Genomic DNA, 20,696 nt, shown 5'->3' with positions numbered 1-20,696 from the left:
AGTTGAGAGAAAAATTGAGCAAAAAACTATAACGCATTTCTTCCTTACATAGCAAAACTTATGTAAAGGGGATAACAATCTCCATACTAATTTGGTTAGAAGTAAAGTCATTGAAAATAGTCGAGTATTGAATGCGGTCTTGCTGCAGTTTTGGTTTTACATAAATGAATCGTTCAAGGGGTATAGATAAGGGCAAACAGTAACTAAAGATAAGGAAAATAAGATATAGTTTAAAATAATAGTTTATAGGGAAAAATACTATCCCCCGGGGAGGGTAAAAGTGGCAACCAGAAAGAAACGCAGTTGTTTTAAAAGCCTACAAAACAACTGTATATTACAAGAAACAACAATTTATTTTAATGAAAGTGGCCTCGCCTAGAATCGAACTAGGATCTGGAGCTTCGGAAACTCTTATACTATCCATTGTACTACGAGGCCATGTATATTTACGAATCTTGATCTACGAATTAAGGATATAGAAGCCCCATTAAGTCATAAATATCAATTACTTCCCAAACTTCACAATATTACTACCAAAAATTTTCACAGCGATGGCTAATAGTATCACACCAAAAAATTTTCTTATTACAGACATACCATTCGGTCCCAGAAACTTTTCAATCCACCTTAAAGATTTCAACACCAAATAGATAACTATACAATTAATTAAGATGCCAATCAATATGTTTACATCTTCGTAGTTAGCTTTTAAACTCATTACTGTGGTCAATGTTCCGCTTCCCGCAATTAAAGGAAATGCAATGGGTACCACACTGCCGGTTTTAGCATTGCTATCAGGTTTAAAGAACTCGATACCCAATACCATCTCCAACCCCAAAATAAAGATCACAATACTACCGGCCACAGCAAACGATTTCACATCTACTCCCAATATTTTTAAAAACTCCTGCCCTACAAATAAGAACAAGATCATTAAACTACCGGAAACAACCGTAGCCTGTGCAGATTTGATAACACCTCCCATCTTTTCACGTAAAGAAACAAGTATAGGCACAGAACCAACCACATCAATTACAGCAAAAAGTGTAAATGACACAGTAAGAATCTCTTTTAAAGCTATCTCCTTTAAACTCACAATGAAAAAATTTTATGCAAAGATATATATTTGTTTCAACGAGTACTGCAAAGGGCTACAGCAGATAGGACAAATCTCAGCGATGCAATCTTACCTGAGCAATTTGTAATTTTTTAGACTGGTGGTAACTGTCTTTAAGTTTATTTAAACAGTTGGCGCAGAGACAATCCGTATATAAAGATTCAATATAACCTCTCTCCGCTTCGGATAAAGAAATAGTGGAGCACTGGCATAAGTTGATCGTACCAACTTTACATTCAAAGCCGGCACTACACTTAGGACAAACTTTATTTTCGTGTACACACATAAGTAATAATTAAACCAAAGACAGACCGAAGTATTACTCCAGTCTGTCATAATGATCAAATATAAACTTTATTAAAATCTGAAGCTGATACCTCCGGTTATATTAAACCCTTGAGAAGCATAGCCATATACTTCGTAGTAATCTTTATTCAACAAATTCTTTGCATCAACAAATAGTTTCAATTTTTTGGGTAAGATATCAAATGAAGCATATGCATTCCATAAAAAATAACTTTTAAGTTCTACTACAGAACTGGTGTAAGTCATCATATCAAAATAGTTATCAGTTCTTTTACCATAATTATACATATTAGTGCTTACAAATAATCTTGGTGTAATTTGATAGGTGATCGTTGCGCCAATTGAATGCTTTGGTCTTTTAACAAGATTGAAATAAGTAGTGTCCTTGCCGCCTTTTGTAGTTGTTACCTCACCGTCAACAAAAGCATAGAATAGTTTTGCCTGTATTTTTTTGTCCACTTTAATGGTGGCTTCTATTTCAACGCCGTGATCATCTTGCTTGTTAAGATTTACATAATTGTAAAATGCATCCGTAGTAATTACATTTTTTATTTTTCTTGAGAAATAAGTTCCTCTTACATCAAAATCTTTAAACGATGCCTGAACACCTCCCTCGTAGGTTTGTGATGTCTCTGGTTTCAGATCAGGATTACTACCGTACTGTCCATATAATTCTCCTAAAGATGGAGCCCTGAATGCAGATGCCACATTTGCAAATATTTTAATATTGTCATTGATCAGATAAGATGGATTAATGCTATAAGAAAAATTATCTCCATATTTTGAATGTTTATTATAACGTCCGCCAAGTTCTACATTAAATCCACTAATATTTTTTATATACAAAGAAACATAAGGGCTTGCGATATTTATTTTTGGTCGTTTCGGCGTAGCCTTATCATCTAATGATTGCAATATTCTGTAATCGAATCCGGCAAGGGCTCCCAAATGATCTGACAATTCATATGTTGCATACACTTCTGCAGTATGAGTTCTTCCATCATAAGGACTATTGCCATTCGTGCTTTGGTATAATCTGGATGTTTCATCATGTGCATACTGTGCTGTTATTGTTCCTTTTTTGAAATTTCCCTGAAAAATACTACCAACAGAAAGTACCGAAGATATGTAGGTATTTGCTCCATCTGTAAACGCATCCTCATCATAACCGCCATTAAAATACTGATAACGGAAGTAAGGTTTGAAATGAAAATTCTTAGTTATACCTGCGTCAAAATTCAAGTATACGCCATTTTGATTGAAGCCATCTTTATCAAAATTTTTATCGCCTGCTGTATCTTTTGCTTCTGAGATACCCTCCGTTTGTCTGTGTATAAAACCAATATCATAAGATGAATTTTCTATCGTTCCGCTTACACCAACATTTGTACTAAAAGTATTGAAACTTCCTGCTGCAACAGTTCCATACACTCTAGCTACTTTATCAGCTCCTTTTTTAGTAATGATATTGATCACACCGGCAACAGCATTACTACCATATAAAGTAGATTGTGCTCCTTTTACAATTTCTATTCTTTCAATTTGTTCAATCGGAATAAGCCTTGGGTCAAATGCACCCGTCACACCCGATGCATCTGCTAAAGGAATTCCATTGATCAAAATAACGGTGTTGTTATTTTGTGCTCCTCTTAAATACAACGACTTGTCCTTTCCAGAATTACTGGTGGCTCCATTTACTACAATACCTGCCTGCTCAGTAAGTAATTGAGCAAGGTCTTTTCCCATACTTCTATCTAATACATTCCTGCCAATGACAGTAATGACCTTACCGGTTTGAGATTGTTTGATGGTTGATTTTGTAGCGGTGATCACTACTTCATTTAAACTTCTAGTACTGTCTTGTGCGTACAACTGACTACTGATCAATACAGCAGCCACAATAAAAAAATTCTTTTTCATTTTTGAAAAATGTTTTTTGGTGACTGCTTCCGAGAAATAAAAAAAGAAAGAAATATAAATGCTTTGCAGCTTTTACACTCCATGCCTTTCACCCGAAAGCTTTGAATGATTGTTACGTGACAGTGGCAGGTCTTCTGGCTCACAACACATTTTCAACACCTTCCCGTTATTACAACAGTGGTTATGAAGATTGAAATGTTACCCTATTCGGGTTGTTGTTTACAGCTACGGGGATAGCGTCGGATTTGCACCGACTTCCCTTTTAACCCCGATGATATCGGGGACCAAAATCATTGCAAATGTAATGTGATTGAAATTGATTTTTTTAAATAATTATTAAGATTACATCAACATTTATTGTTGTTGCCTGGTTTTTCGGGCCCTCATTTTAAAGTATAGTGTTAACCCTATCACTACTACAGCAATTTGCGCCAAAGCCCAAAACATAGTACTGATATCTCTACCGCTTTTCCCCGCCCAATCCATAAAATGATGTTTGTGGAGCATAGCAAAACTGTATCCTTCAATCAAATCTTTGTCATTTACATGCGCTGCTAGTTTACCTGTACTTGTTTCCACATAAAAACGCTCTTTACTGTTGCTGTTATAATGCACCCTCCATACAGGCAACCGTTTATTAACGAAACCGTATTCATCCTCAAACTTTGTGATAACAGTTGTTTTCACAATTTCATCCGGCCGATGTTTACTGAATAATGTTGCTAAATAATTAGCATATTTCATTTCTCCATCTTTCAATACAGTATGATCATCTGTACTTATATAGATGGCAGATGGTGCAGGAGCGACTTTACGTTTCATCATGTCCATAGCCCCGGGTATATTATTTTTTTTATTCGTCTCTTCTGATTGACTAAATACTTGCCAATAATTTTTGCCATTAATTTTTACAATAGAAATAGTAGTAATCTTTTTTTGAGCCCCTGCCGCAGCAAATATTTTTTTAATATCCAACAAAGCGTCAACAGGCGTAAATACATTTTGAGTAAAGAATTGAGCTCTTGTATCCGGTGAAAACTTCGTGAACAAATGAAATGCGCCGCTACCTGTAAACATCAATGTAAACAAAGAAATGACAATTGAAGTCCAACGGTGATTTCTCCTGGCAGCTACAACAGTATTGCCATTCGGCGTTTTTGTTTTGGTAATGCAAAAAATATAAATGCCCATTAATGTAGCAAGAAAAGCCATCGACATCAATACAATTTCAATCATTAATTTTCCTTTGCCTAAAAAATCTAACCATCCTAATGTATGGAACCAGGAAAAGAAAGTATCAAAAACTGCCCGTCTGTTATCCATCGCAAAAGCAAAACGATCCTGTTGTGTCTCTACATATATCCTGATCCCATCTTTTCTCTCAAAACTCACTTTATATGCAGGCAAAAAACGATTGATGTATTTGTACTCTTCATTAAATTTTTCAACCAATTCTACCTCGGTGATCTTTGCTCCACTTGTATCATTCAACACTGCCGTTGCAGCATTTACACAACAATCATGCAGGCCCGATATTACAGGTACTGAAATATTTCTGTTAGTTTTTTTTACTCCTTCCAAAAATTGTTTTGCCAAAAAACGAGCATACAACTCATCGCCGTTTTTCAACAACTTCCCATTTTGTGTACTGATATATTGCAACACATTTTGCCCGGGTAACTGTATTTGATAAAACCAATTATCAGCCAGTTGAACAATTCGAAAATTACTAAACTTGTCGATATTGTTTTTTAACAACGCATCCTGAAGCAATACAATTATCTTGGTAGTGTCGATTGTTTGAGGTGATAACTCCTGAGTTCCAACCTTAGGCCTGATAGTGGTCATTACAGGATGCATAAAACCACTTGCCGCCCAAAGTATAACCGGTATGGCAATGATCAGGCTAATTGTTCTATGCCATTTGTAAATATTTTTTCGAATCATTTTTATGTTATATGCCGATGAATAAATGATAAGAGCGGGTAACATAGTTGTCTACACTCATCTTGTCAGTTTTATTTCTTTGCAACAAAATTGTATTGAATACCCATTACAAAAGTTCTTGGAGCCGCAGGCGTAAAAGAAGTTCTGTCGGTTGCATTATTACCTCTCGTTGCACTGGTAGCATACAATGCATCGGCAATATTCAGGACGTTTGTATACAATTCAATTCCTTTCCACTTATACCCTATCCTGAAATTAAAAACATCATATCCTTTGTGCCAAATTGTATTGATCTGATTTTCATACCACCCATCCAGGTGTTGCCACTCAATCGCACTGCGAAAGTTTGGCAACCATGCAGGATAGTAGGACAGTTCTGTATTGAAAGTAGTTTTAGGAGAAGTGGGCATTATATAGCCATCTAATTTTTTTACAGGATCGGATACTTTAGTGCTTACCAAAAAGTTTTCGAATCGATGCAAAGCAGTAGTACCGCTAAAACGAAAACAATATTCTTTTGCAGGTTTTATAGTGATCCCATACTCAACTCCACGATGTAAGGTTTTGCCTGCACTTTGGTAGTCAAATGAATTATCTGGCTGACGAATATTTAACAATTCATTTTTGCCATCCATTTGATAAAATGCAATGTCTGCGTATATCTTATTTTTCCATAAAGATGCCCATCCGCCTATTTCGTAATTATTAAATTGCCCCGATGTTAAATTGTAATAAAACTCGGCTGGGGTTGAATTCGGTTTTTTACGAAACACTGATGTCAGCGCTGGTGGGGCAAAGCCCTGAGAGAAATTAGCATACACCCCTTTTCCATTTCCCAGGTCATAGGTAAGTCCTGCTTTTGGAGTAAGCTGTTCATATTTTTTATTTCCTGAAGTTTTATCCAGGTAATTATCATATGAAAAAGACATCACATCATAGCGCAACCCAAATGATAAACGCAAATATTTTAATGCCGTAGCATCATATTGGACATATGCGGCACCGTTACGGATATTTGCATCATAATCTGCCAATTGAATGTCTGGCCTTTCCTGTTTGATCGTATATTTATCTACTGACTTTCCATCAGGCCTTATCATTGCATTCAGATCAACCTGGTAACTCCAATATTGATTGGGAGAAAAATCAAACATCCCGCCAACCAACAAATTTGATTTAAGAAAACTAAAATGTTGTGAGTGTTGTGCTATCACTCCATAACTTTTAAAATCATTTGAATTGATCTCTCCTTTTGCTGTAGTTTGTCCCGACGTCCATTTAATTCCATAAGCCGGATTTTGCCCGTGTTTATTTATCCTGTTAAAAACAGTTATAAAACTTTTTGAATGATCATTCCATTCATGCTCTAAAGTGATCCTGCTTCTGCTCGCCATAGATTTTCTGTAGGTAAAATCTGTAGTACTAACATACAATCTATTGTAAAAAGCAATACTATCAACAGTTCCAGATGTATTAGAAAAATAATTGGCATACATAAATGTACCAATCAATCTTGTTTTCGGAGAAAAGTGATACTCCATTCTTGTATTCCAACTGCTTTTATTATAATCAGAACTTGCCATCCAGCTATTGGTTTGATCACTAATTAAACCGCCTGCATATATTCCGAATTTCCCAAATTTTTTTCCGGCTGATAATTGCAATCGTCTGTACCCAAACTGATCAAACTGAACACCAATTTTTGCTGTGGCTACAGAGGTAGGTCTTTGGGAAATAAAATTAATTGCTCCACCTACTGCCTCCGGACCATATATACTCGACACCGGCCCTTTCACTACTTCAATAGAACTTATCGTGAATTGATTTATTTCTAATAATGCATTGTGATTGAAAACACCCATCGGTCTTACAGGAATCCCGTCTTCCATATATAAATAATAATTAGAGGTTCCCATCGGCTGGCGTATGGCCATGGCATGTTGCTCATTGTTATAATTAACCATCAACACACCCGGCACTTTATTCACTACTTCATACACAGCAGTAGCCTTTGCTTCATCTAACACAGCAGGTGTGATCTTACTAATTGCCATTGGCGCCTGTGACCGCAGAGACGCCTCCCTATTGGCTGTTACTACTACTTCCTGCATACTATTATTAACAGGGAGCAATGCAATTAAATTATGCTGATCTGGTCGTACCAGTATTTCTTTAGATTGGTATCCTAATGCTGAAATACTGATCACCAGTTCTTTAATTGTTTCATTTATTTTAAATGTTCCGTCATTTGATGAAACGATCTGTTTGGATATTACGCTACCTTTTATTGAAGCGCCTGCAATCGGTTCTTTTGTAATACCATCAAACACTTTACCCGTAAAGGTTTGCGCTGATGTTATCAGCATTATGTGCATGAATATTATTATTGCTATTGAGTTTTTCATTTTATCTTTTTTCTTACACCATCATCATTTATAATCTAAGAATGATAACAGCAATGGTAATGGCAAGAAAATACACACCGTCATATTAGCTATAAAAAGATAGCATAATTGACACGGCCATATATTGCCACATGATTCACCTGAGTGAATCGCAAGGCATCTTGCCTGATAATTAAATCAAATTGATATACTAAAGAAGAAAGCCTACACCTGAGGCGGATGGAAAATTGACCCAACGATATTTTGAGGAATATCCGAATTTTGATGAACAGAATACTTTTGCTTACTTATCGTAGTTGTTCTAGTGTAATTGTGGATGTTTTTTATTTCTGCAAAAAACAACACTTCATTTCTGTCCTTATTATTTGAATTATTAGCAGGGGTATCTTCTTTGTCAGATTTATCTAATTTCTTCTTTAAATAACATCTCCCTTTACAACAGGATTTGGGTTTAGCCTTATTCACACAAAGATTTTTTGCGATATAATCTCTGTTTATTTCAAAATCGAGCACTATAAAAAACCTGCTACAATTTTGCGCAAGTAATGCAAAAACCAATATATATGCCCCAAAAACTCTCATTAATGTTGCAAAAGTAATATCAAAACGATTAGTTACCAACTGATAGTAATCAGTTATTGGTATTCCTTACTTTACATTATTTGTGGAAGCCATCCTTAAAAATTAGTTTTTTTATAAAAAAAGTGTGCTTTTTTGACATTTTTTTTTACCTTAGACGATAAGTCGTTAAAACACACCTTGGGGTTTATGATAATTACATATCCGCAAATGTTGATTTTTACCTTATCCAACCCTGTTTTCTAAAATTTATTATTAAAATTAAACAAATGAAAAAAGTACTTTACACATCTTTCACTGCAGTTGGTTTGCTGCTTTCTTCAATTACTGTAATGGCACAAAATGTTGGTATTGGAACAATAACTCCCAACACCAGTGCAGGACTTGATATCACTGCAACCAATAAAGGGCTGCTTATCCCAAGAGTTAATCTTACTACTTCTACGGATGCTGTTACTATTGCTTCTCCAGCTACCAGTTTGTTGGTATATAATACTAACTCAACTTTGGGTGCTGGTTACTATTTTAACAGCGGTACTCCCGCTTCTCCGGTTTGGTCAAGATTATTGACTGCTGCTGCTTCTTCAGGTTGGGGGCTTACTGGTAACGCCGGCACTAATCCTTCTACAAATTTTATAGGCACCACAACCAATGTGCCTTTACGTATCAGGACAAATAATGTTGTTGTAGGACAAATAAGTCGTGAAAATCTTTTCATCGGTGATAGTTCTGGTATCTCTACTAATGAAGCTGTTGGGACTGACAATATTGGTATTGGTATAAATGCAATATATTATGGGGATACAGGCTTTGCTAATATAGGTATTGGATCTTATGCATTAGCGCTAGCTTCTGGCGATATCGGAAGTGTAGGTATCGGTTATCAGGCATTGGTAAATAATGATGATCCTACCGGTCAAGGTAATTTTAATACTGCTGTTGGTGCCCTTGCGGGTTCCTCTATTGGTTATCTCGGGGAAGGTTATTACAACACAGCATTGGGTTCTTTTGCTGATTGTTATGATGCAACGAACAGTTTGGATGTAGTAAACTCTACTGCTATAGGTTCTGGAGCATTGGCTGATGTTAGCAATATGGTTAGAATTGGTGATGATTTTGTAGAACAAATTGGCGGTGCGGTAGATTGGAGCGTATTAAGTGATGGTAGATTTAAAAAAGATATCAAAAATGAAAATGGTGGTTTGAATTTCATCATGCAATTACGTCCGGTAAATTACCATTACAATTTCACTAAATTAAATGACAGCAGAATTCGTTCTATTAAAGGAGCAAACAAAATGGCAAGAAATGGCAAAGACATTGCTAATAATGATATGTTGTTGAAAAAATTCACTTCTAACGGATACAAACAAAAGATCTCTCAAAATGAAACTAAAACTTACAATGGCTTGATCGCTCAGGAAGTAGAAGCTGCCGCTAAAAAAATCGGATATAATTTTAGTGGTGTAGTTACGCCAACCAAACCTGATGGTAAATACGCTTTGAGATATGCAACATTTGTAGTTCCGTTAATTGAAGCAGTACAGGAGCAACAAAAAACTATTGAAGCGCAGGATAAAAAAATTGAAGCACTTGAAAAAAGATTGCTGAAGTTAGAACTAAGATAATTATCAATAAAAAAGCCTTCCATTTGGAAGGCTTTTTTATTGATAGCACTTTTGTACTTTTGATCATTATTCATTTTTAATCAAACAGGTAAATGGTTTTTGTAACCGGAGGATCGGGATTAGTAGGCAGGGAACTGATTGCACAATTATTAGAGCAAGGCAAAAAAGTATTTGCCATATACAATAAGACACCATTACCTGATTTTCAGTCCGCCAATCTTCACCAGATCAAATGCAGCATTTTGGATATTGCAGAACTGGAAAATATTTTGCAAACCAATAAAGATATTGAACAGATATATCATTGTGCTGCCATTGTAACATTTAACCCCAGGTTAAAAAGAGAGCTGTTTAAAGTTAATATAGAAGGCACTGCCAACATTGTAAACGCAGCTATTAATTCAGGTATAAAAAAGATTGTCCATGTCAGCAGTGTAGCTTCATTGGGAAGAATGAGAGAAGATGTAGCGATTGATGAAACAATGAATTGGACAGAAGAGACCAACAATAGTCATTACGGACAAAGTAAATACCTCGGCGAAATGGAAGTCTGGCGGGGCATAGGAGAAGGTCTCGATGCAGTTATAGTAAACCCCACCATCATCTTAGGTGCAGGAGATTGGAATGCAGGAAGCCCTCATCTGTTCAAAAGTATTTACAACGAATTTCCATGGTACAGCGATGGTACAACAGGATTCGTAGATGTAAGAGATGTGGCAGCAGCCATGATACAATTAATGGACAGCGATATTAGCGGACAAAGATTTATTATTAATGCCGAAAATAAAAGCTTCAAAGAATTGTTCGATCTTATTGCAAAAACATTTGGAAAAAAAACACCTTATAAAAAAGTAACCCCCTTTTTAGCAAAAGTTGTTTGGCGTTTGGAAGCCATCAAAAGTATATTTACAGGCAAAACTCCATTAATAACTAAAGAAACCTCAGTTGCCGCAATGGCAAAGGTGAATTTTGATAATAGTAAATTAAAAAAACAATTACCTGGTTTTACTTACAGGAAAATTGAAGACACTATCGCACATACCTGTGCCGCTTTTATCAACGGACTTTCAAAAAAATAGCAAGGCTATTCTCTTCCAAATATTAACGATTTCTTTTAGAAAAAAATACGATCTTGACGCTATAATTTCCGATACATGAAAAAAATAGTTTCTCTTTTCTCCCTTTTATTAATTCTTGCTGAAGGATTCTCTCAATCAACATATTTTACTATCAGTGGCAAAATTACTGATGCAGTAACTAAGGCCCCATTGCAGGCGGCATCTGTATTTGCACAAAACACCACATTTGGCACTGCTACAGATGCAGAAGGAAATTTCACCTTATACTTACCTAATGGCGGATACGACCTTGTTGTTACTTATACCGGTTATGAAACAGAAACAAAAAGGATATCTACAACAGATGCGGATAATAAAAATATTTTTCTTGAACTGAAACAAAAAGAAAAATCGATGGAAGTGGTAGCCATTGTTTCGAGCAACGAGGTTAAAGATGGATGGGAAAAGTATGGTTACTTTTTTAAAGACAATTTTATCGGCAGCACTCCATTTAGTCAAAACTGTGTTTTGCTGAATCAGGACAGCTTGAAATTTTATTTCAGTAAAAGAAAGAACAGGTTAAAAGTATTAGCTAATACCCCTTTAGAAATTCAAAACAATGCATTAGGCTACAAAATAAAATACACCCTCGATTCTTTTACATATGAGTACGCCACTCAAACGGCTACTTACTCCGGATACCCTTTGTTTGAAGAAATGCAACCTACGGATATTGCTCAGCAGGAATTATGGAAACAAAACCGACTGAATGCATACAATGGCTCTATTCTTCATTTTATGAGAAGTGTTTATAGTAAGAATTTAAAAAAGGAAGGATTTGAGATACAGTTTGTAACCAAAAATAATGACATCGAAAATGCGATAACGCTTAAGGATTTTTATGGTGCTATTAATTACAGCAAAGATGACAGCACTCAAACTGTAGATTTCTCACCAAACCAACCTGATATGGCGGTGTTGTATAAAAAGGAGGAGCCGGCTGCTGAGTATATTGCTCAAAATGACGATTCCCCGAAGAAATTTCAATTGTCTATCTTATCAATCAATCCGTCTCATTCAATTGTAATAGAACAAAACGGATATTATTATGACCAGGATAACATTACTATCAATGGCTACTGGACCTGGGAGAAGGTGGCGGACATGTTACCGTACGATTATAAACCCTGATTGAACGCTGATTATACTTTATAAAATCAGTGTTATTCAGTTTTATCTATGTTATCTGTGTTCTATCATTTCCCCATTACTTTTTCCCAAAGCTGAGGGATACGTTTTATCCAAACCAATTCTTTCATTTTATCTTTTGCATTTTCAACAGGGCTACCAAAATAAACAGCATTACCTTCTATTGAGGCCGGAACCCCACTTTGGGCATACACAACGGCATTATCCCCAATAGTAAGTGTTTTACTCACCCCAACCTGCCCCCATAAAGTAACCCCATTGCCTACTGTGGTAGCACCTGCAATACCCACCTGAGCCGCAAACAGGCAATTCTTACCAACTACGGTATCATGCCCTATATGAATAAGGTTATCGATCTTTGTTCCGGCTCCTATTACCGTATCATGACTAACCCCTCTGTCGATTGTACATCCGGCTCCGATCTCTACAAAATCACCCAAAATTACCCGACCACAATCGGGCATTTTTTTGTACCAGATATCTCTGTCTTTTTTAGTATTGTAATAGAAAGAATTGCTGCCGATAACACTACCTGATTGTATCACTACATTATCACCGATAATACAAAAATCCATGATGGTTACATTAGGATAAATGATACAATTTTTTCCGATCGTTACATGATGGCCAATAAAAGTATTTGGATATACAAAAGTCCCCTCACCAATTTTTGATGTATCACTTATCATTTTTTTCGCAGGCAAAAACGGACGAAAATGAGTTACGATTTTACAATAAGCGTCAAATGGATTTTCTACTACTAACAAAACTTTATTATCAGGACAATCCACTTTTTTATTGATAATGATAAATGTTGCGTCGCTGTTAATACACTTGTTATAATATTTCGGATGATCGACAAAAACTAAATCACCAGGTTCCACTTTATGTATTTCATTGATTCCGGTAGCTGATAAATTTTCATTGCCAACAGTTGTTGCACCGATAAATTCAGCTATCCATTTTACAGAAACAGGAGAGGGAAATTGCATAAGTCAAAATTTCATCAAAGGTAATGTGCTTTCTCTTTATTGTGAATACAAAGAATTTTAGCCTGTTTTTGCTCAAATAACCCTCTTTATGTCAAAAAAAATACAACTTTTTTTAGGATGTGAAATTGATAAAAAAGCATCGATAGGAATAACAAAATATCAATAATATTTTTTTCGGCAGGCATCATCACAAAAAAATGACCCTCGTTGAAAGGCAGTATTATCAATACTTTCAGAGGACAACAAAAAATTTACTTCGCCATTTCATTTTTAAAGTGAGTAATAAAATATTGCGATGACATAAAAAAAACTGTAGCCTTATCCACAGCCAAAATTAAAATGTTAATAAAATTTGTTTAAATATTTTTTTGATTAGAAAAAATTATTTTTAATATTGTGTAAGGAAATTTATTTCCTGGTACTTACTAACCCATCCATATAACAAAGCCTGGCTATCAAATGTCGGGCTTTCTTATTTTTATACAGTTTGATTTCAACTAGAAAACTTTCTTTTTTAAATAATTTTATCGTTTTATATTTTCAACATGCAGCATAGATATTTTATCGTTTATAAACCTTTCAATGTATTATGCCAGTTCAGTGCTCAGGAAGGAAAGCAAACTTTAAAGGATCATTTTAAAGTACCGAAAGATGTTTATCCTGTTGGAAGATTAGATTATGATAGCGAAGGATTATTGATTTTTACCAACGATAAAGAATTAAACAATCGATTATTAAACCCTGCGTATAAGCATAAACGGGAGTATTGGGTACAGGTAGATGGCGCTATTACAAATGAAGCGATCGCTAACTTACAAAACGGTGTCGTTATTACCATCGATGGCAAATGGTATTCAACAAAAAAATGCACCGCTGCGATATGTGCAAATGAACCGGCTGTACCAGAAAGAACCCCTCCCATCAGATTCAGAAAAAACATACCTACCAGCTGGATAAAAATAAACCTAACAGAAGGCAAAAACAGGCAGGTGCGTAAAATGACAGCGGCAGTTGGATTTCCTACCTTAAGGCTGATCCGGCACAGTATAGAAAAATGTACCGTTAAGGGCCTCATGCCCGGAGAAATGAAGGAAATCTCCAAAAACGAATTATTCAAAATGCTTTTTGACTTACCCGATTAGTGTTTATTTTACCATAACTTGCATTTTTAGTAAACCAACTGAATTATCTCAATGTTAAAATCAATGACGGGCTTTGGAAGAGCCGAGCAAACAGTAAATGATAAAACCTTTCTGGTAGAGGTAAAATCTCTGAACGGAAAACAATTTGAAATGCAGCTAAGGTTGCCGCCTCTACTTCGTCCCTATGAATTTGATATCAGAAATATTTTACAGGAACAGTTGGTTAGAGGAACAGTTGAATGTATCGTTACCATAAAACAAAACGGAACATCTAAACCCGTAAACATCAATACAGATCTTATCAAAGCATATTACCATCAGATTGAACAATTATCTGCTGAATTAAAGATCGATACCAATTCGGTATTAAGTGCTCTGCTCAGACTTCCTGAAGTAGTGACCCCCACCAATGACATTTTAAATGACAATGATTTTAAAGAATTTAAAAACGTATTGCTGGCTGCACTAACTGAACTGGATGAGCACAGGCTTGCGGAAGGAGCCAGTTTGGAGAAAGATCTGCTAAAACGCATCAATAATATCAATGAGCAGGAGGAGTCTATCATTAAGTTTGAACCCAATCGTATAAAAAGAATTCGTGAAGAAATTGCAACGCTTTTAGAAGCACATGTAGGCAAAGAAAATTATGATAACAATCGCCTGGAACAGGAACTGATCTACTATATCGAAAAAATTGATATACATGAAGAGCAGGTGCGTCTTAAACAACATTGCGACTATTTCAGGCAGTTGTTAAATAACAACGAAGTATCTAAAGGCAAAAAATTATCTTTTATCATTCAGGAAATGGGAAGAGAAATAAATACTACCGGCAGCAAAGCTTATGATGCAGATATACAAAAATGCGTTGTAACCATGAAAGATGAGTTGGAGAAAGCTAAAGAACAGATACTAAATGTTTTGTAATAAATAGATAAGCAATAATTATTTTTGCAAGATGATAGTAAAGTCCCGATCATTATTTTTTTCAGTAGTTTGTTTTTTATTGGCAACTCCATCCTGCACTAAACTGGATGTTTTTGAGAAAAATGTGGCTATTCCGAAAAATGAATGGAACTACAATTTCAAACCTTCATTTAATTTCAATATTACCGACACTGGCTCTGAATATAATTTATATGTCGTAATTCGCCATAGGGACGCTTACAGGTACAATAATATCTGGTTGAACATAGGCACACAGTCATCTAAAGATACCATGAGGTTTCAACGCTTTGATCTCTTGCTTGGCACAGATGCAAAAGGTTGGGATGGCACAGGCATGGATGATATCTGGGAATTAAGAAAATCCATCACCAACGGACCTTTTAAATTTAATAAACCCGGAAATTATATATTTTCTATACAACAGATCATGAGAGAAAACCCGCTGCTCAATATTTTAAGCATTGGTATCAGGGTAGAAAAAGTAAAATAGCCGGGTATTTAATAACATTCACACTGTAATGAATGCCATTTTCTTTTTATAAATCTAAACGTCTTCGTTTTATCTTCATTGTATACTGGTTCTTATTGGTATACATCATTGCCGCATTGGTATGGTGGTTTATTGCCTTAAACAATCAAAACCATCAAATGGCAGCATATAAGATATCTGAGATCAATAAAGATGATCCTCGATATACTGACCTGACAGATACTATAAAAGATATAGAAAAAAGAAAGACTGCTCAATATATCGGCGAAGGCAGTATTTTTCTCTTACTTATTTTAGGCGGTGCTTTTTATATTTTCAGATCAGTACGCAAACAATTTAAATCTGCCGTACAACAGCAAAATTTCATGATGGCCATAACACATGAATTAAAAACCCCTATAGCTGTTACTAAATTAAACTTAGAAACACTTCAAAAAAGAAAGCTGGGAGATGCCCAACAACAACGATTGATACAAAACACCATCCAGGAAGCTAACCGACTGAATGCGCTATGTAACAATATGCTGCTGGCCTCTCAGATCGAAGCAGGCGGTTACAGCATTACCAAGGAAGAAATAAATTTCAGCGAACTGGTAGTTGATTGCATAACCGACTTTTCTATCCGCTTTCCTCAAAGAAGTTTGCAACAGGCTGTTGATGCCGATCTGTTTGTAGAAGGCGATAGATTGCTTTTACAAATGGCTATCAACAACCTGATAGATAATGCACTTAAATATTCCTCAAAGGAATCTACCGTAACAGTTGCATTAACATCAACCCCAACAACTATCTCATTATCGGTAAAAGATGAAGGAAGAGGGATTGCCGGCAATGAAAAGAAGAAAATATTTGACAAGTATTACCGAATAGGTAATACAGCCACCAAAGGAGCGAAAGGAACCGGATTAGGGCTGTTTCTCACAAAAAAAATAGCACAGCAGCATAATGCTACTATTTCTGTTGCAGACAATAACCCGGCAGGTAGTATTTTTGTAATCAATTTCACTAACGCATCATAATGTCTCAAGATAAAATTTCCATATTACTCGTAGAAGATGAAGAAAACCTGCAAGAGGCGCTGAAGCTAAATCTTGAGTTAGAGAACTATGAAGTAACAGGCGTATATGATGGCGTAGAAGCACTTAAAGCAATACAACAAGAGCATTTTGACCTGATGATACTAGATGTGATGCTGCCAGAATTAGACGGTATTTCGGTTTGTGAAAGCGTACGTTTACAAAACAATGACATTCCTATCCTGATACTTAGTGCAAAAAACAGTAGTGCTGACAGAGTGCTTGGTTTAAAAAAAGGTGCGGACGATTACCTTACCAAGCCGTTTAACCTGGAAGAATTGTTATTGAGGGTAAACAAACTGGTACAAAAAAGTCAGCGGATAGCTACCAGGCAGCCATTAGATCTGCAATATCAATTCGGTAAAAACCTCATAGATTTTAAAGCACAGGAATGTGTTACTAAAGATGGCGAAAGAATTTCTCTTACAAAAAAAGAGATGATGCTACTGAAATTGTTGATCGAAAATAAAAATGAAGTGGTGACGAGAGAGAAGATATTGCAATCCGTTTGGGGATATAATGTATACCCAACTACCAGAACAATTGATAACTTTATATTGAACTTCAGAAAATATTTTGAAGAAGATAGCCGCAATCCTACATTCTTTCATTCTGTAAGAGGAACCGGCTACAAGTACACCGAAGTGTGATCACAATTATTACAGGTCACCTAACTGTGGCCTCAACACAATATCTTCTACAACAGCCTGCGGAGAAAGTTTTGACGCCGCTACGATCATTGTTGCTATATCCTCTGCTTCCATGATTCGATTAGAAGAATTATCAAAATCTCCCCACGAATCTGTCAATACAGCTCCCGGATAAACAGCAGTCACTTTAATATTATACGGTTTCAACTCTTCCCGCAAATTTTTACTAAAGCCCATCATTGCAAATTTGCTGACACCATAACCTCCGCCATTAGGATAAGCATTTAAAGAAGCGATAGAGCAAATATTGAAAATATGGCCACTGTTATTTTTGATCATCTGTGGCACAATTTTCCTCGTAAGATGATAGGCACTATACAAATTTGTTTCAATCATTTTTTCCAATAACCCTTCAGGCTCATTATAAATACTTCCGGGTAAAAACTGTCCTGCATTATTCACTAAGATATCGATAGGCACCCTGAATCCATTCACCCATTCTCCTAATGCCTGGGCTCCCTCTTTTTTTGACAGATCGATCGATTTTATTTTAACCAAAATTGACGGATACAGAGTCGAGATCTCCGCGGCTGTTTGTTGTAAGATTGTCTCATTTCTGGCACATAAAAAAAGATTAGCTCCTTCTTTAGCAAATGCAATAGCAATAGCCTTTCCCATACCTTTCGATGCTCCTGTTACAATTATATTCATCACATTGATTTTTTGGAAATTAGTATTAAAAGCCGAATATTAACAATTTCGCTTTTCTTTGCAAATCTACAATCTGTAATTTGCAATCAGTAATGAATAAATACAAACATCTTTTTTTTGATCTCGATCATACCTTATGGGATTTTAATACTAATGCGAAGGAATCCCTGATCGAAGTATATACTTTTTTTGAGTTGGATAAAAAGGGGATCACCGAATTTGACAGCTTTCATCAGCATTACCTGTATCACAATGAGATCTTATGGAGCCGTTATCACAATGGACTCATTACAGCAGAAGAACTTAAATGGAAACGTATGTGGCGTACTTTACTGGAATTTAAGATCGGAGACGAAACGTTGTCGAGAGACCTGTCTGAAAAATTTTTAGAATTATTGCCGGCTAAAAAAAATCTATTCCCACATACGAAGGAGGTGTTGGATTATTTATCTGCGAAAAAATACAACCTTCATTTAATTACCAATGGCTTTGAAAAAACACAGTGGAGTAAATTAAATAACAGTGGATTAGAAAATTATTTTACACATGTGATCACCTCTGAGGCTAGTAATAGCCTGAAGCCTAAGAAAGAAATATTTGAGTACGCAATGAACAAAGCCGGAGCTGCTCTACACGAAAGTATTATGCTGGGAGACAACCTGGAAGCAGATATCCAGGGAGGAATGAATGCCGGGATGGATACTGTTTTTGTTAATCATATCAACGCAGTAACAGACCTGCAGCCAACGTATACAATTACTAACTTAAAAGAACTGGAAAATATTTTTTAATAAAAAGCCTTCCTGAAATCAGGAAGACCAAATAAGTTTCTGCTGTAAAATTACATTGCTGCTGTAGCAGATTTTTTACAACATCTTTTTGAATGGCTTGCACATTTTTTTCCTTTACCACATTTTTTCTTTCTGCCCCCATCATTGGCAAATGTTACACCTGTAACCAATAAAGCAGCAGTGGCTAATAAAAACATTTTCTTCATATTGTATTTTTTAAGTGTATAAAAATAACAGCTAAACGAGTAGCAGCCAAGTTATGACTGTTAAAATTCTTCGGATAAGCCTATAAAGTAGCGATAATGGTCACCCCTCCTTGTACCACTTGATTCAGCTCTACATTCACTTTTGTCCCAACCGGTAATAGCATATCTACCCTGCTGCCAAATTTAATAAAGCCCATTTCTTCTGTTTGACTCACTTTTTGACCTACCTGCAAATAGTTTACAATTCTTTTCGCCAAAGCTCCTGCTATCTGTTTTACTAATACCTCTGTATTATCTTTTTTGATCACCACAGAGTGTCTTTCGTTTTCTGTAGATGATTTTGGATGCCATGCCACCAAATATTTTCCTTTATGATATTGATTATAGATCACATCTCCACTAATAGGGTTCCTGTTTACATGCACATTTGCAGGACTCATAAAAATAGATACCTGCAATCGTTTTGTCTTAAAATATTCCTCATCAAAAGCTTCCTCTATTACAACCACTTTGCCATCTGCAGGTGCTACCACAACACCATCTTTAATGGTCAATGCTCGATTCGGGATTCTAAAGAATGAAACAAGAAACAGCAGCAGGAAAAGTGTAGCGAAAAATATCACCCAACCTAACCATTGGCAGCTTGCACTAAAAAAATAAAAATAAATAAGATTGATAGCACCAAAAATCAACGTGCCGATGGCAATACTTTTATATCCTTCTCTGTGAATCGTCATATCAAAAAATTGAACAGCAAATATAAGCCACCAGAGGCATGTGGCAAGGGAGAATTGACGCTTTTATTACTTAGTGGTTGCAACTAAATGAATAATTGCACATATAGCCAAACAAATGGTGTAGCTACTAACATCGAATCGAATCTATCTAAAAAACCGCCGTGTCCCGGCATAATGCTGCCACTGTCTTTCACATTAGCCATGCGTTTTAATTTACTTTCAAGCAAATCGCCGGCAGTACCAAAAATAGCACAAATAGCTGCTATAGCGATCCAATGTTGCACAGAGATAATTTTAGCAACAGGAATATAAAAACCGAGTAAGGCTATCACTACAACACATAAGAGCACTCCACCAATTGTTCCTTCCCACGTTTTTTTAGGTGATATTTTTGAAAATGGTGTTTTCCCGATCAATGAACCTACAATATATGCCATGGTATCATTGATCCAGATAGAAAATATAATAGCACAAGGAAATAGATAAGTATAATTTGATTGCGAAGCTTCTGTGCTAACGGTTGATTTCCATTGCATTCCCAACAACATCATCAAAATGATAGGTAATGAAATATAAACTATGCCTAAATACAGATATATGCTATTTTTTTTATTTGTGATTAATTCGTGCAATTTTATAAATTCATACCAGCACCCGATATGAATGATGCTGAATAAAACTAAAAAACTCCAGAAATTCCATAGTAGGCCTGCCAGCATTACAGCTACAAATACTACTGCGGTCAGTGATCTTGTTTTTAGGGTGTCGATATTTAATGCCATAA

At 35.8% G+C, this 20,696-nt stretch carries 20 protein-coding genes, 1 tRNA gene and 1 riboswitch; of the genes, 9 read left to right on the top strand and 12 right to left on the bottom strand.

The features are described 5' to 3' along the window. Positions 1 to 366: 366 nt before the first annotated feature. From LK994_RS06050 to LK994_RS06020, 7 genes are all read right to left on the bottom strand, one after another. A tRNA-Arg gene (locus LK994_RS06050) sits at positions 367 to 438 on the bottom strand. A 67-nt stretch (positions 439 to 505) separates the two neighbouring features. Beyond that, positions 506 to 1,096, bottom strand: coding sequence for a MarC family protein (locus tag LK994_RS06045; protein ID WP_229761998.1), 591 nt, complete (start codon positions 1,094 to 1,096; stop codon positions 506 to 508). Positions 1,097 to 1,172: 76 nt separating this feature from the next. Further along, entirely contained in the window at positions 1,173 to 1,403 is a 231-nt protein-coding gene (locus LK994_RS06040; protein ID WP_229761997.1) for a cysteine-rich CWC family protein, read from the bottom strand. A 71-nt stretch (positions 1,404 to 1,474) separates the two neighbouring features. After that, positions 1,475 to 3,343, bottom strand: a complete 1,869-nt coding sequence (locus tag LK994_RS06035) for a TonB-dependent receptor plug domain-containing protein (protein ID WP_229761996.1) — start codon at positions 3,341 to 3,343, stop codon at positions 1,475 to 1,477. 107 nt (positions 3,344 to 3,450) lie between these two features. Further along, positions 3,451 to 3,647: riboswitch (cobalamin riboswitch) on the bottom strand. 50 nt (positions 3,648 to 3,697) lie between these two features. Next, a complete protein-coding gene (locus LK994_RS06030) occupies positions 3,698 to 5,290 on the bottom strand; it encodes a PepSY domain-containing protein (protein ID WP_229761995.1) in 1,593 nt (530 codons plus the stop codon). Positions 5,291 to 5,361: 71 nt separating this feature from the next. Beyond that, positions 5,362 to 7,695 (bottom strand): TonB-dependent receptor, encoded by a 2,334-nt coding sequence (locus LK994_RS06025; RefSeq protein WP_229761994.1) that lies wholly within the window; start codon positions 7,693 to 7,695, stop codon positions 5,362 to 5,364. Between the two features lie 204 nt (positions 7,696 to 7,899). Next, positions 7,900 to 8,160 (bottom strand): hypothetical protein, encoded by a 261-nt coding sequence (locus LK994_RS06020; protein ID WP_229761993.1) that lies wholly within the window; start codon positions 8,158 to 8,160, stop codon positions 7,900 to 7,902. Positions 8,161 to 8,543: 383 nt separating this feature from the next. Between LK994_RS06020 and LK994_RS06015 the strand changes: the two genes are divergently transcribed. The 3 genes from LK994_RS06015 to LK994_RS06005 all read left to right on the top strand — a co-directional run bounded on the left by LK994_RS06015 (position 8,544) and on the right by LK994_RS06005 (position 12,151). Continuing rightward, complete coding sequence (locus tag LK994_RS06015) at positions 8,544 to 9,902, top strand: tail fiber domain-containing protein (protein WP_229761992.1); 1,359 nt, start codon at positions 8,544 to 8,546, stop codon at positions 9,900 to 9,902. A gap of 92 nt (positions 9,903 to 9,994) precedes the next feature. Beyond that, the gene (locus LK994_RS06010) at positions 9,995 to 10,981 is read left to right on the top strand and encodes an NAD-dependent epimerase/dehydratase family protein (RefSeq protein WP_229761991.1); all 987 of its coding nucleotides are present in this window, start codon (positions 9,995 to 9,997) and stop codon (positions 10,979 to 10,981) included. A 75-nt stretch (positions 10,982 to 11,056) separates the two neighbouring features. Further along, positions 11,057 to 12,151, top strand: coding sequence for a carboxypeptidase-like regulatory domain-containing protein (locus tag LK994_RS06005; protein ID WP_229761990.1), 1,095 nt, complete (start codon positions 11,057 to 11,059; stop codon positions 12,149 to 12,151). Between the two features lie 65 nt (positions 12,152 to 12,216). Here the strand turns inward: LK994_RS06005 and LK994_RS06000 are convergent, their stop codons facing one another. After that, positions 12,217 to 13,161 (bottom strand): UDP-3-O-(3-hydroxymyristoyl)glucosamine N-acyltransferase, encoded by a 945-nt coding sequence (locus tag LK994_RS06000; RefSeq protein ID WP_229761989.1) that lies wholly within the window; start codon positions 13,159 to 13,161, stop codon positions 12,217 to 12,219. A gap of 545 nt (positions 13,162 to 13,706) precedes the next feature. On the opposite strand from LK994_RS06000, the gene LK994_RS05995 reads away from it, so the two are divergent. From LK994_RS05995 to LK994_RS05975, 5 genes are read left to right on the top strand one after another with little or no spacing between them, the layout of a single operon-like run. Continuing rightward, the gene (locus LK994_RS05995) at positions 13,707 to 14,303 is read left to right on the top strand and encodes a pseudouridine synthase (protein WP_229761988.1); all 597 of its coding nucleotides are present in this window, start codon (positions 13,707 to 13,709) and stop codon (positions 14,301 to 14,303) included. A 51-nt stretch (positions 14,304 to 14,354) separates the two neighbouring features. After that, positions 14,355 to 15,230 carry a YicC/YloC family endoribonuclease gene (locus LK994_RS05990; protein ID WP_229761987.1) on the top strand — a complete coding sequence of 292 codons (876 nt, stop codon included), beginning with the start codon at positions 14,355 to 14,357 and terminating at the stop codon, positions 15,228 to 15,230. A 31-nt stretch (positions 15,231 to 15,261) separates the two neighbouring features. Beyond that, positions 15,262 to 15,741, top strand: a complete 480-nt coding sequence (locus LK994_RS05985) for a gliding motility lipoprotein GldH (protein ID WP_229761986.1) — start codon at positions 15,262 to 15,264, stop codon at positions 15,739 to 15,741. Positions 15,742 to 15,773: 32 nt separating this feature from the next. Continuing rightward, positions 15,774 to 16,760, top strand: coding sequence for a sensor histidine kinase (locus tag LK994_RS05980; protein WP_229761985.1), 987 nt, complete (start codon positions 15,774 to 15,776; stop codon positions 16,758 to 16,760). Next, positions 16,760 to 17,467, top strand: coding sequence for a response regulator transcription factor (locus LK994_RS05975; RefSeq protein WP_229761984.1), 708 nt, complete (start codon positions 16,760 to 16,762; stop codon positions 17,465 to 17,467). The genes LK994_RS05980 and LK994_RS05975 overlap by 1 nt, the downstream gene beginning before the upstream one ends. 9 nt (positions 17,468 to 17,476) lie before the next feature. On the opposite strand, the gene LK994_RS05970 is transcribed toward LK994_RS05975, so the two are convergent. Next, positions 17,477 to 18,178, bottom strand: a complete 702-nt coding sequence (locus LK994_RS05970) for an SDR family oxidoreductase (RefSeq protein WP_229761983.1) — start codon at positions 18,176 to 18,178, stop codon at positions 17,477 to 17,479. A 92-nt stretch (positions 18,179 to 18,270) separates the two neighbouring features. On the opposite strand from LK994_RS05970, the gene LK994_RS05965 reads away from it, so the two are divergent. After that, entirely contained in the window at positions 18,271 to 18,969 is a 699-nt protein-coding gene (locus LK994_RS05965; protein ID WP_229761982.1) for a YjjG family noncanonical pyrimidine nucleotidase, read from the top strand. A gap of 50 nt (positions 18,970 to 19,019) precedes the next feature. Here the strand turns inward: LK994_RS05965 and LK994_RS05960 are convergent, their stop codons facing one another. The 3 genes from LK994_RS05960 to LK994_RS05950 all read right to left on the bottom strand — a co-directional run bounded on the left by LK994_RS05960 (position 19,020) and on the right by LK994_RS05950 (position 20,694). Continuing rightward, on the bottom strand, positions 19,020 to 19,175 hold the full coding sequence (locus LK994_RS05960; RefSeq protein ID WP_229761981.1) for a hypothetical protein: 156 nt from the start codon (positions 19,173 to 19,175) through the stop codon (positions 19,020 to 19,022). An 80-nt stretch (positions 19,176 to 19,255) separates the two neighbouring features. Next, on the bottom strand, positions 19,256 to 19,912 hold the full coding sequence (locus LK994_RS05955; protein ID WP_229761980.1) for a phosphatidylserine decarboxylase family protein: 657 nt from the start codon (positions 19,910 to 19,912) through the stop codon (positions 19,256 to 19,258). An 83-nt stretch (positions 19,913 to 19,995) separates the two neighbouring features. Further along, positions 19,996 to 20,694: a phosphatidate cytidylyltransferase gene (locus tag LK994_RS05950; protein WP_229761979.1), complete on the bottom strand. Its 699-nt coding sequence runs from the start codon at positions 20,692 to 20,694 to the stop codon at positions 19,996 to 19,998. Positions 20,695 to 20,696: the final 2 nt, after the last annotated feature.

The sequence above is a fragment of the Ferruginibacter lapsinanis genome, from assembly GCF_020783315.1.
Lineage (GTDB): Bacteria > Bacteroidota > Bacteroidia > Chitinophagales > Chitinophagaceae > Ferruginibacter > Ferruginibacter lapsinanis.
This window is presented reverse-complemented; position numbering and strand designations above follow the sequence as displayed.

Excerpts from the sequence above, each read along its gene's own strand:
- LK994_RS06010 (WP_229761991.1), top strand. The coding sequence starts at position 9,995 with ATGGTTTTTGTAACCGGAGGATCGGGATTAGTAGGCAGGGAACTGATT.
- LK994_RS05975 (WP_229761984.1), top strand. The coding sequence starts at position 16,760 with ATGTCTCAAGATAAAATTTCCATATTACTCGTAGAAGATGAAGAAAAC.
- LK994_RS05965 (WP_229761982.1), top strand. The coding sequence starts at position 18,271 with ATGAATAAATACAAACATCTTTTTTTTGATCTCGATCATACCTTATGG.
- LK994_RS06015 (WP_229761992.1), top strand. The coding sequence starts at position 8,544 with ATGAAAAAAGTACTTTACACATCTTTCACTGCAGTTGGTTTGCTGCTT.
- LK994_RS05980 (WP_229761985.1), top strand. The coding sequence starts at position 15,774 with ATGCCATTTTCTTTTTATAAATCTAAACGTCTTCGTTTTATCTTCATT.
- LK994_RS05990 (WP_229761987.1), top strand. The coding sequence starts at position 14,355 with ATGTTAAAATCAATGACGGGCTTTGGAAGAGCCGAGCAAACAGTAAAT.
- LK994_RS06040 (WP_229761997.1), bottom strand. The coding sequence starts at position 1,403 with ATGTGTGTACACGAAAATAAAGTTTGTCCTAAGTGTAGTGCCGGCTTT.
- LK994_RS05960 (WP_229761981.1), bottom strand. The coding sequence starts at position 19,175 with ATGAAGAAAATGTTTTTATTAGCCACTGCTGCTTTATTGGTTACAGGT.
- LK994_RS05970 (WP_229761983.1), bottom strand. The coding sequence starts at position 18,178 with ATGAATATAATTGTAACAGGAGCATCGAAAGGTATGGGAAAGGCTATT.
- LK994_RS06035 (WP_229761996.1), bottom strand. The coding sequence starts at position 3,343 with ATGAAAAAGAATTTTTTTATTGTGGCTGCTGTATTGATCAGTAGTCAG.
- LK994_RS05955 (WP_229761980.1), bottom strand. The coding sequence starts at position 19,912 with ATGACGATTCACAGAGAAGGATATAAAAGTATTGCCATCGGCACGTTG.
- LK994_RS06030 (WP_229761995.1), bottom strand. The coding sequence starts at position 5,290 with ATGATTCGAAAAAATATTTACAAATGGCATAGAACAATTAGCCTGATC.
- LK994_RS05985 (WP_229761986.1), top strand. The coding sequence starts at position 15,262 with ATGATAGTAAAGTCCCGATCATTATTTTTTTCAGTAGTTTGTTTTTTA.
- LK994_RS05950 (WP_229761979.1), bottom strand. The coding sequence starts at position 20,694 with ATGGCATTAAATATCGACACCCTAAAAACAAGATCACTGACCGCAGTA.
- LK994_RS06005 (WP_229761990.1), top strand. The coding sequence starts at position 11,057 with ATGAAAAAAATAGTTTCTCTTTTCTCCCTTTTATTAATTCTTGCTGAA.
- LK994_RS05995 (WP_229761988.1), top strand. The coding sequence starts at position 13,707 with ATGCAGCATAGATATTTTATCGTTTATAAACCTTTCAATGTATTATGC.
- LK994_RS06025 (WP_229761994.1), bottom strand. The coding sequence starts at position 7,695 with ATGAAAAACTCAATAGCAATAATAATATTCATGCACATAATGCTGATA.
- LK994_RS06000 (WP_229761989.1), bottom strand. The coding sequence starts at position 13,161 with ATGCAATTTCCCTCTCCTGTTTCTGTAAAATGGATAGCTGAATTTATC.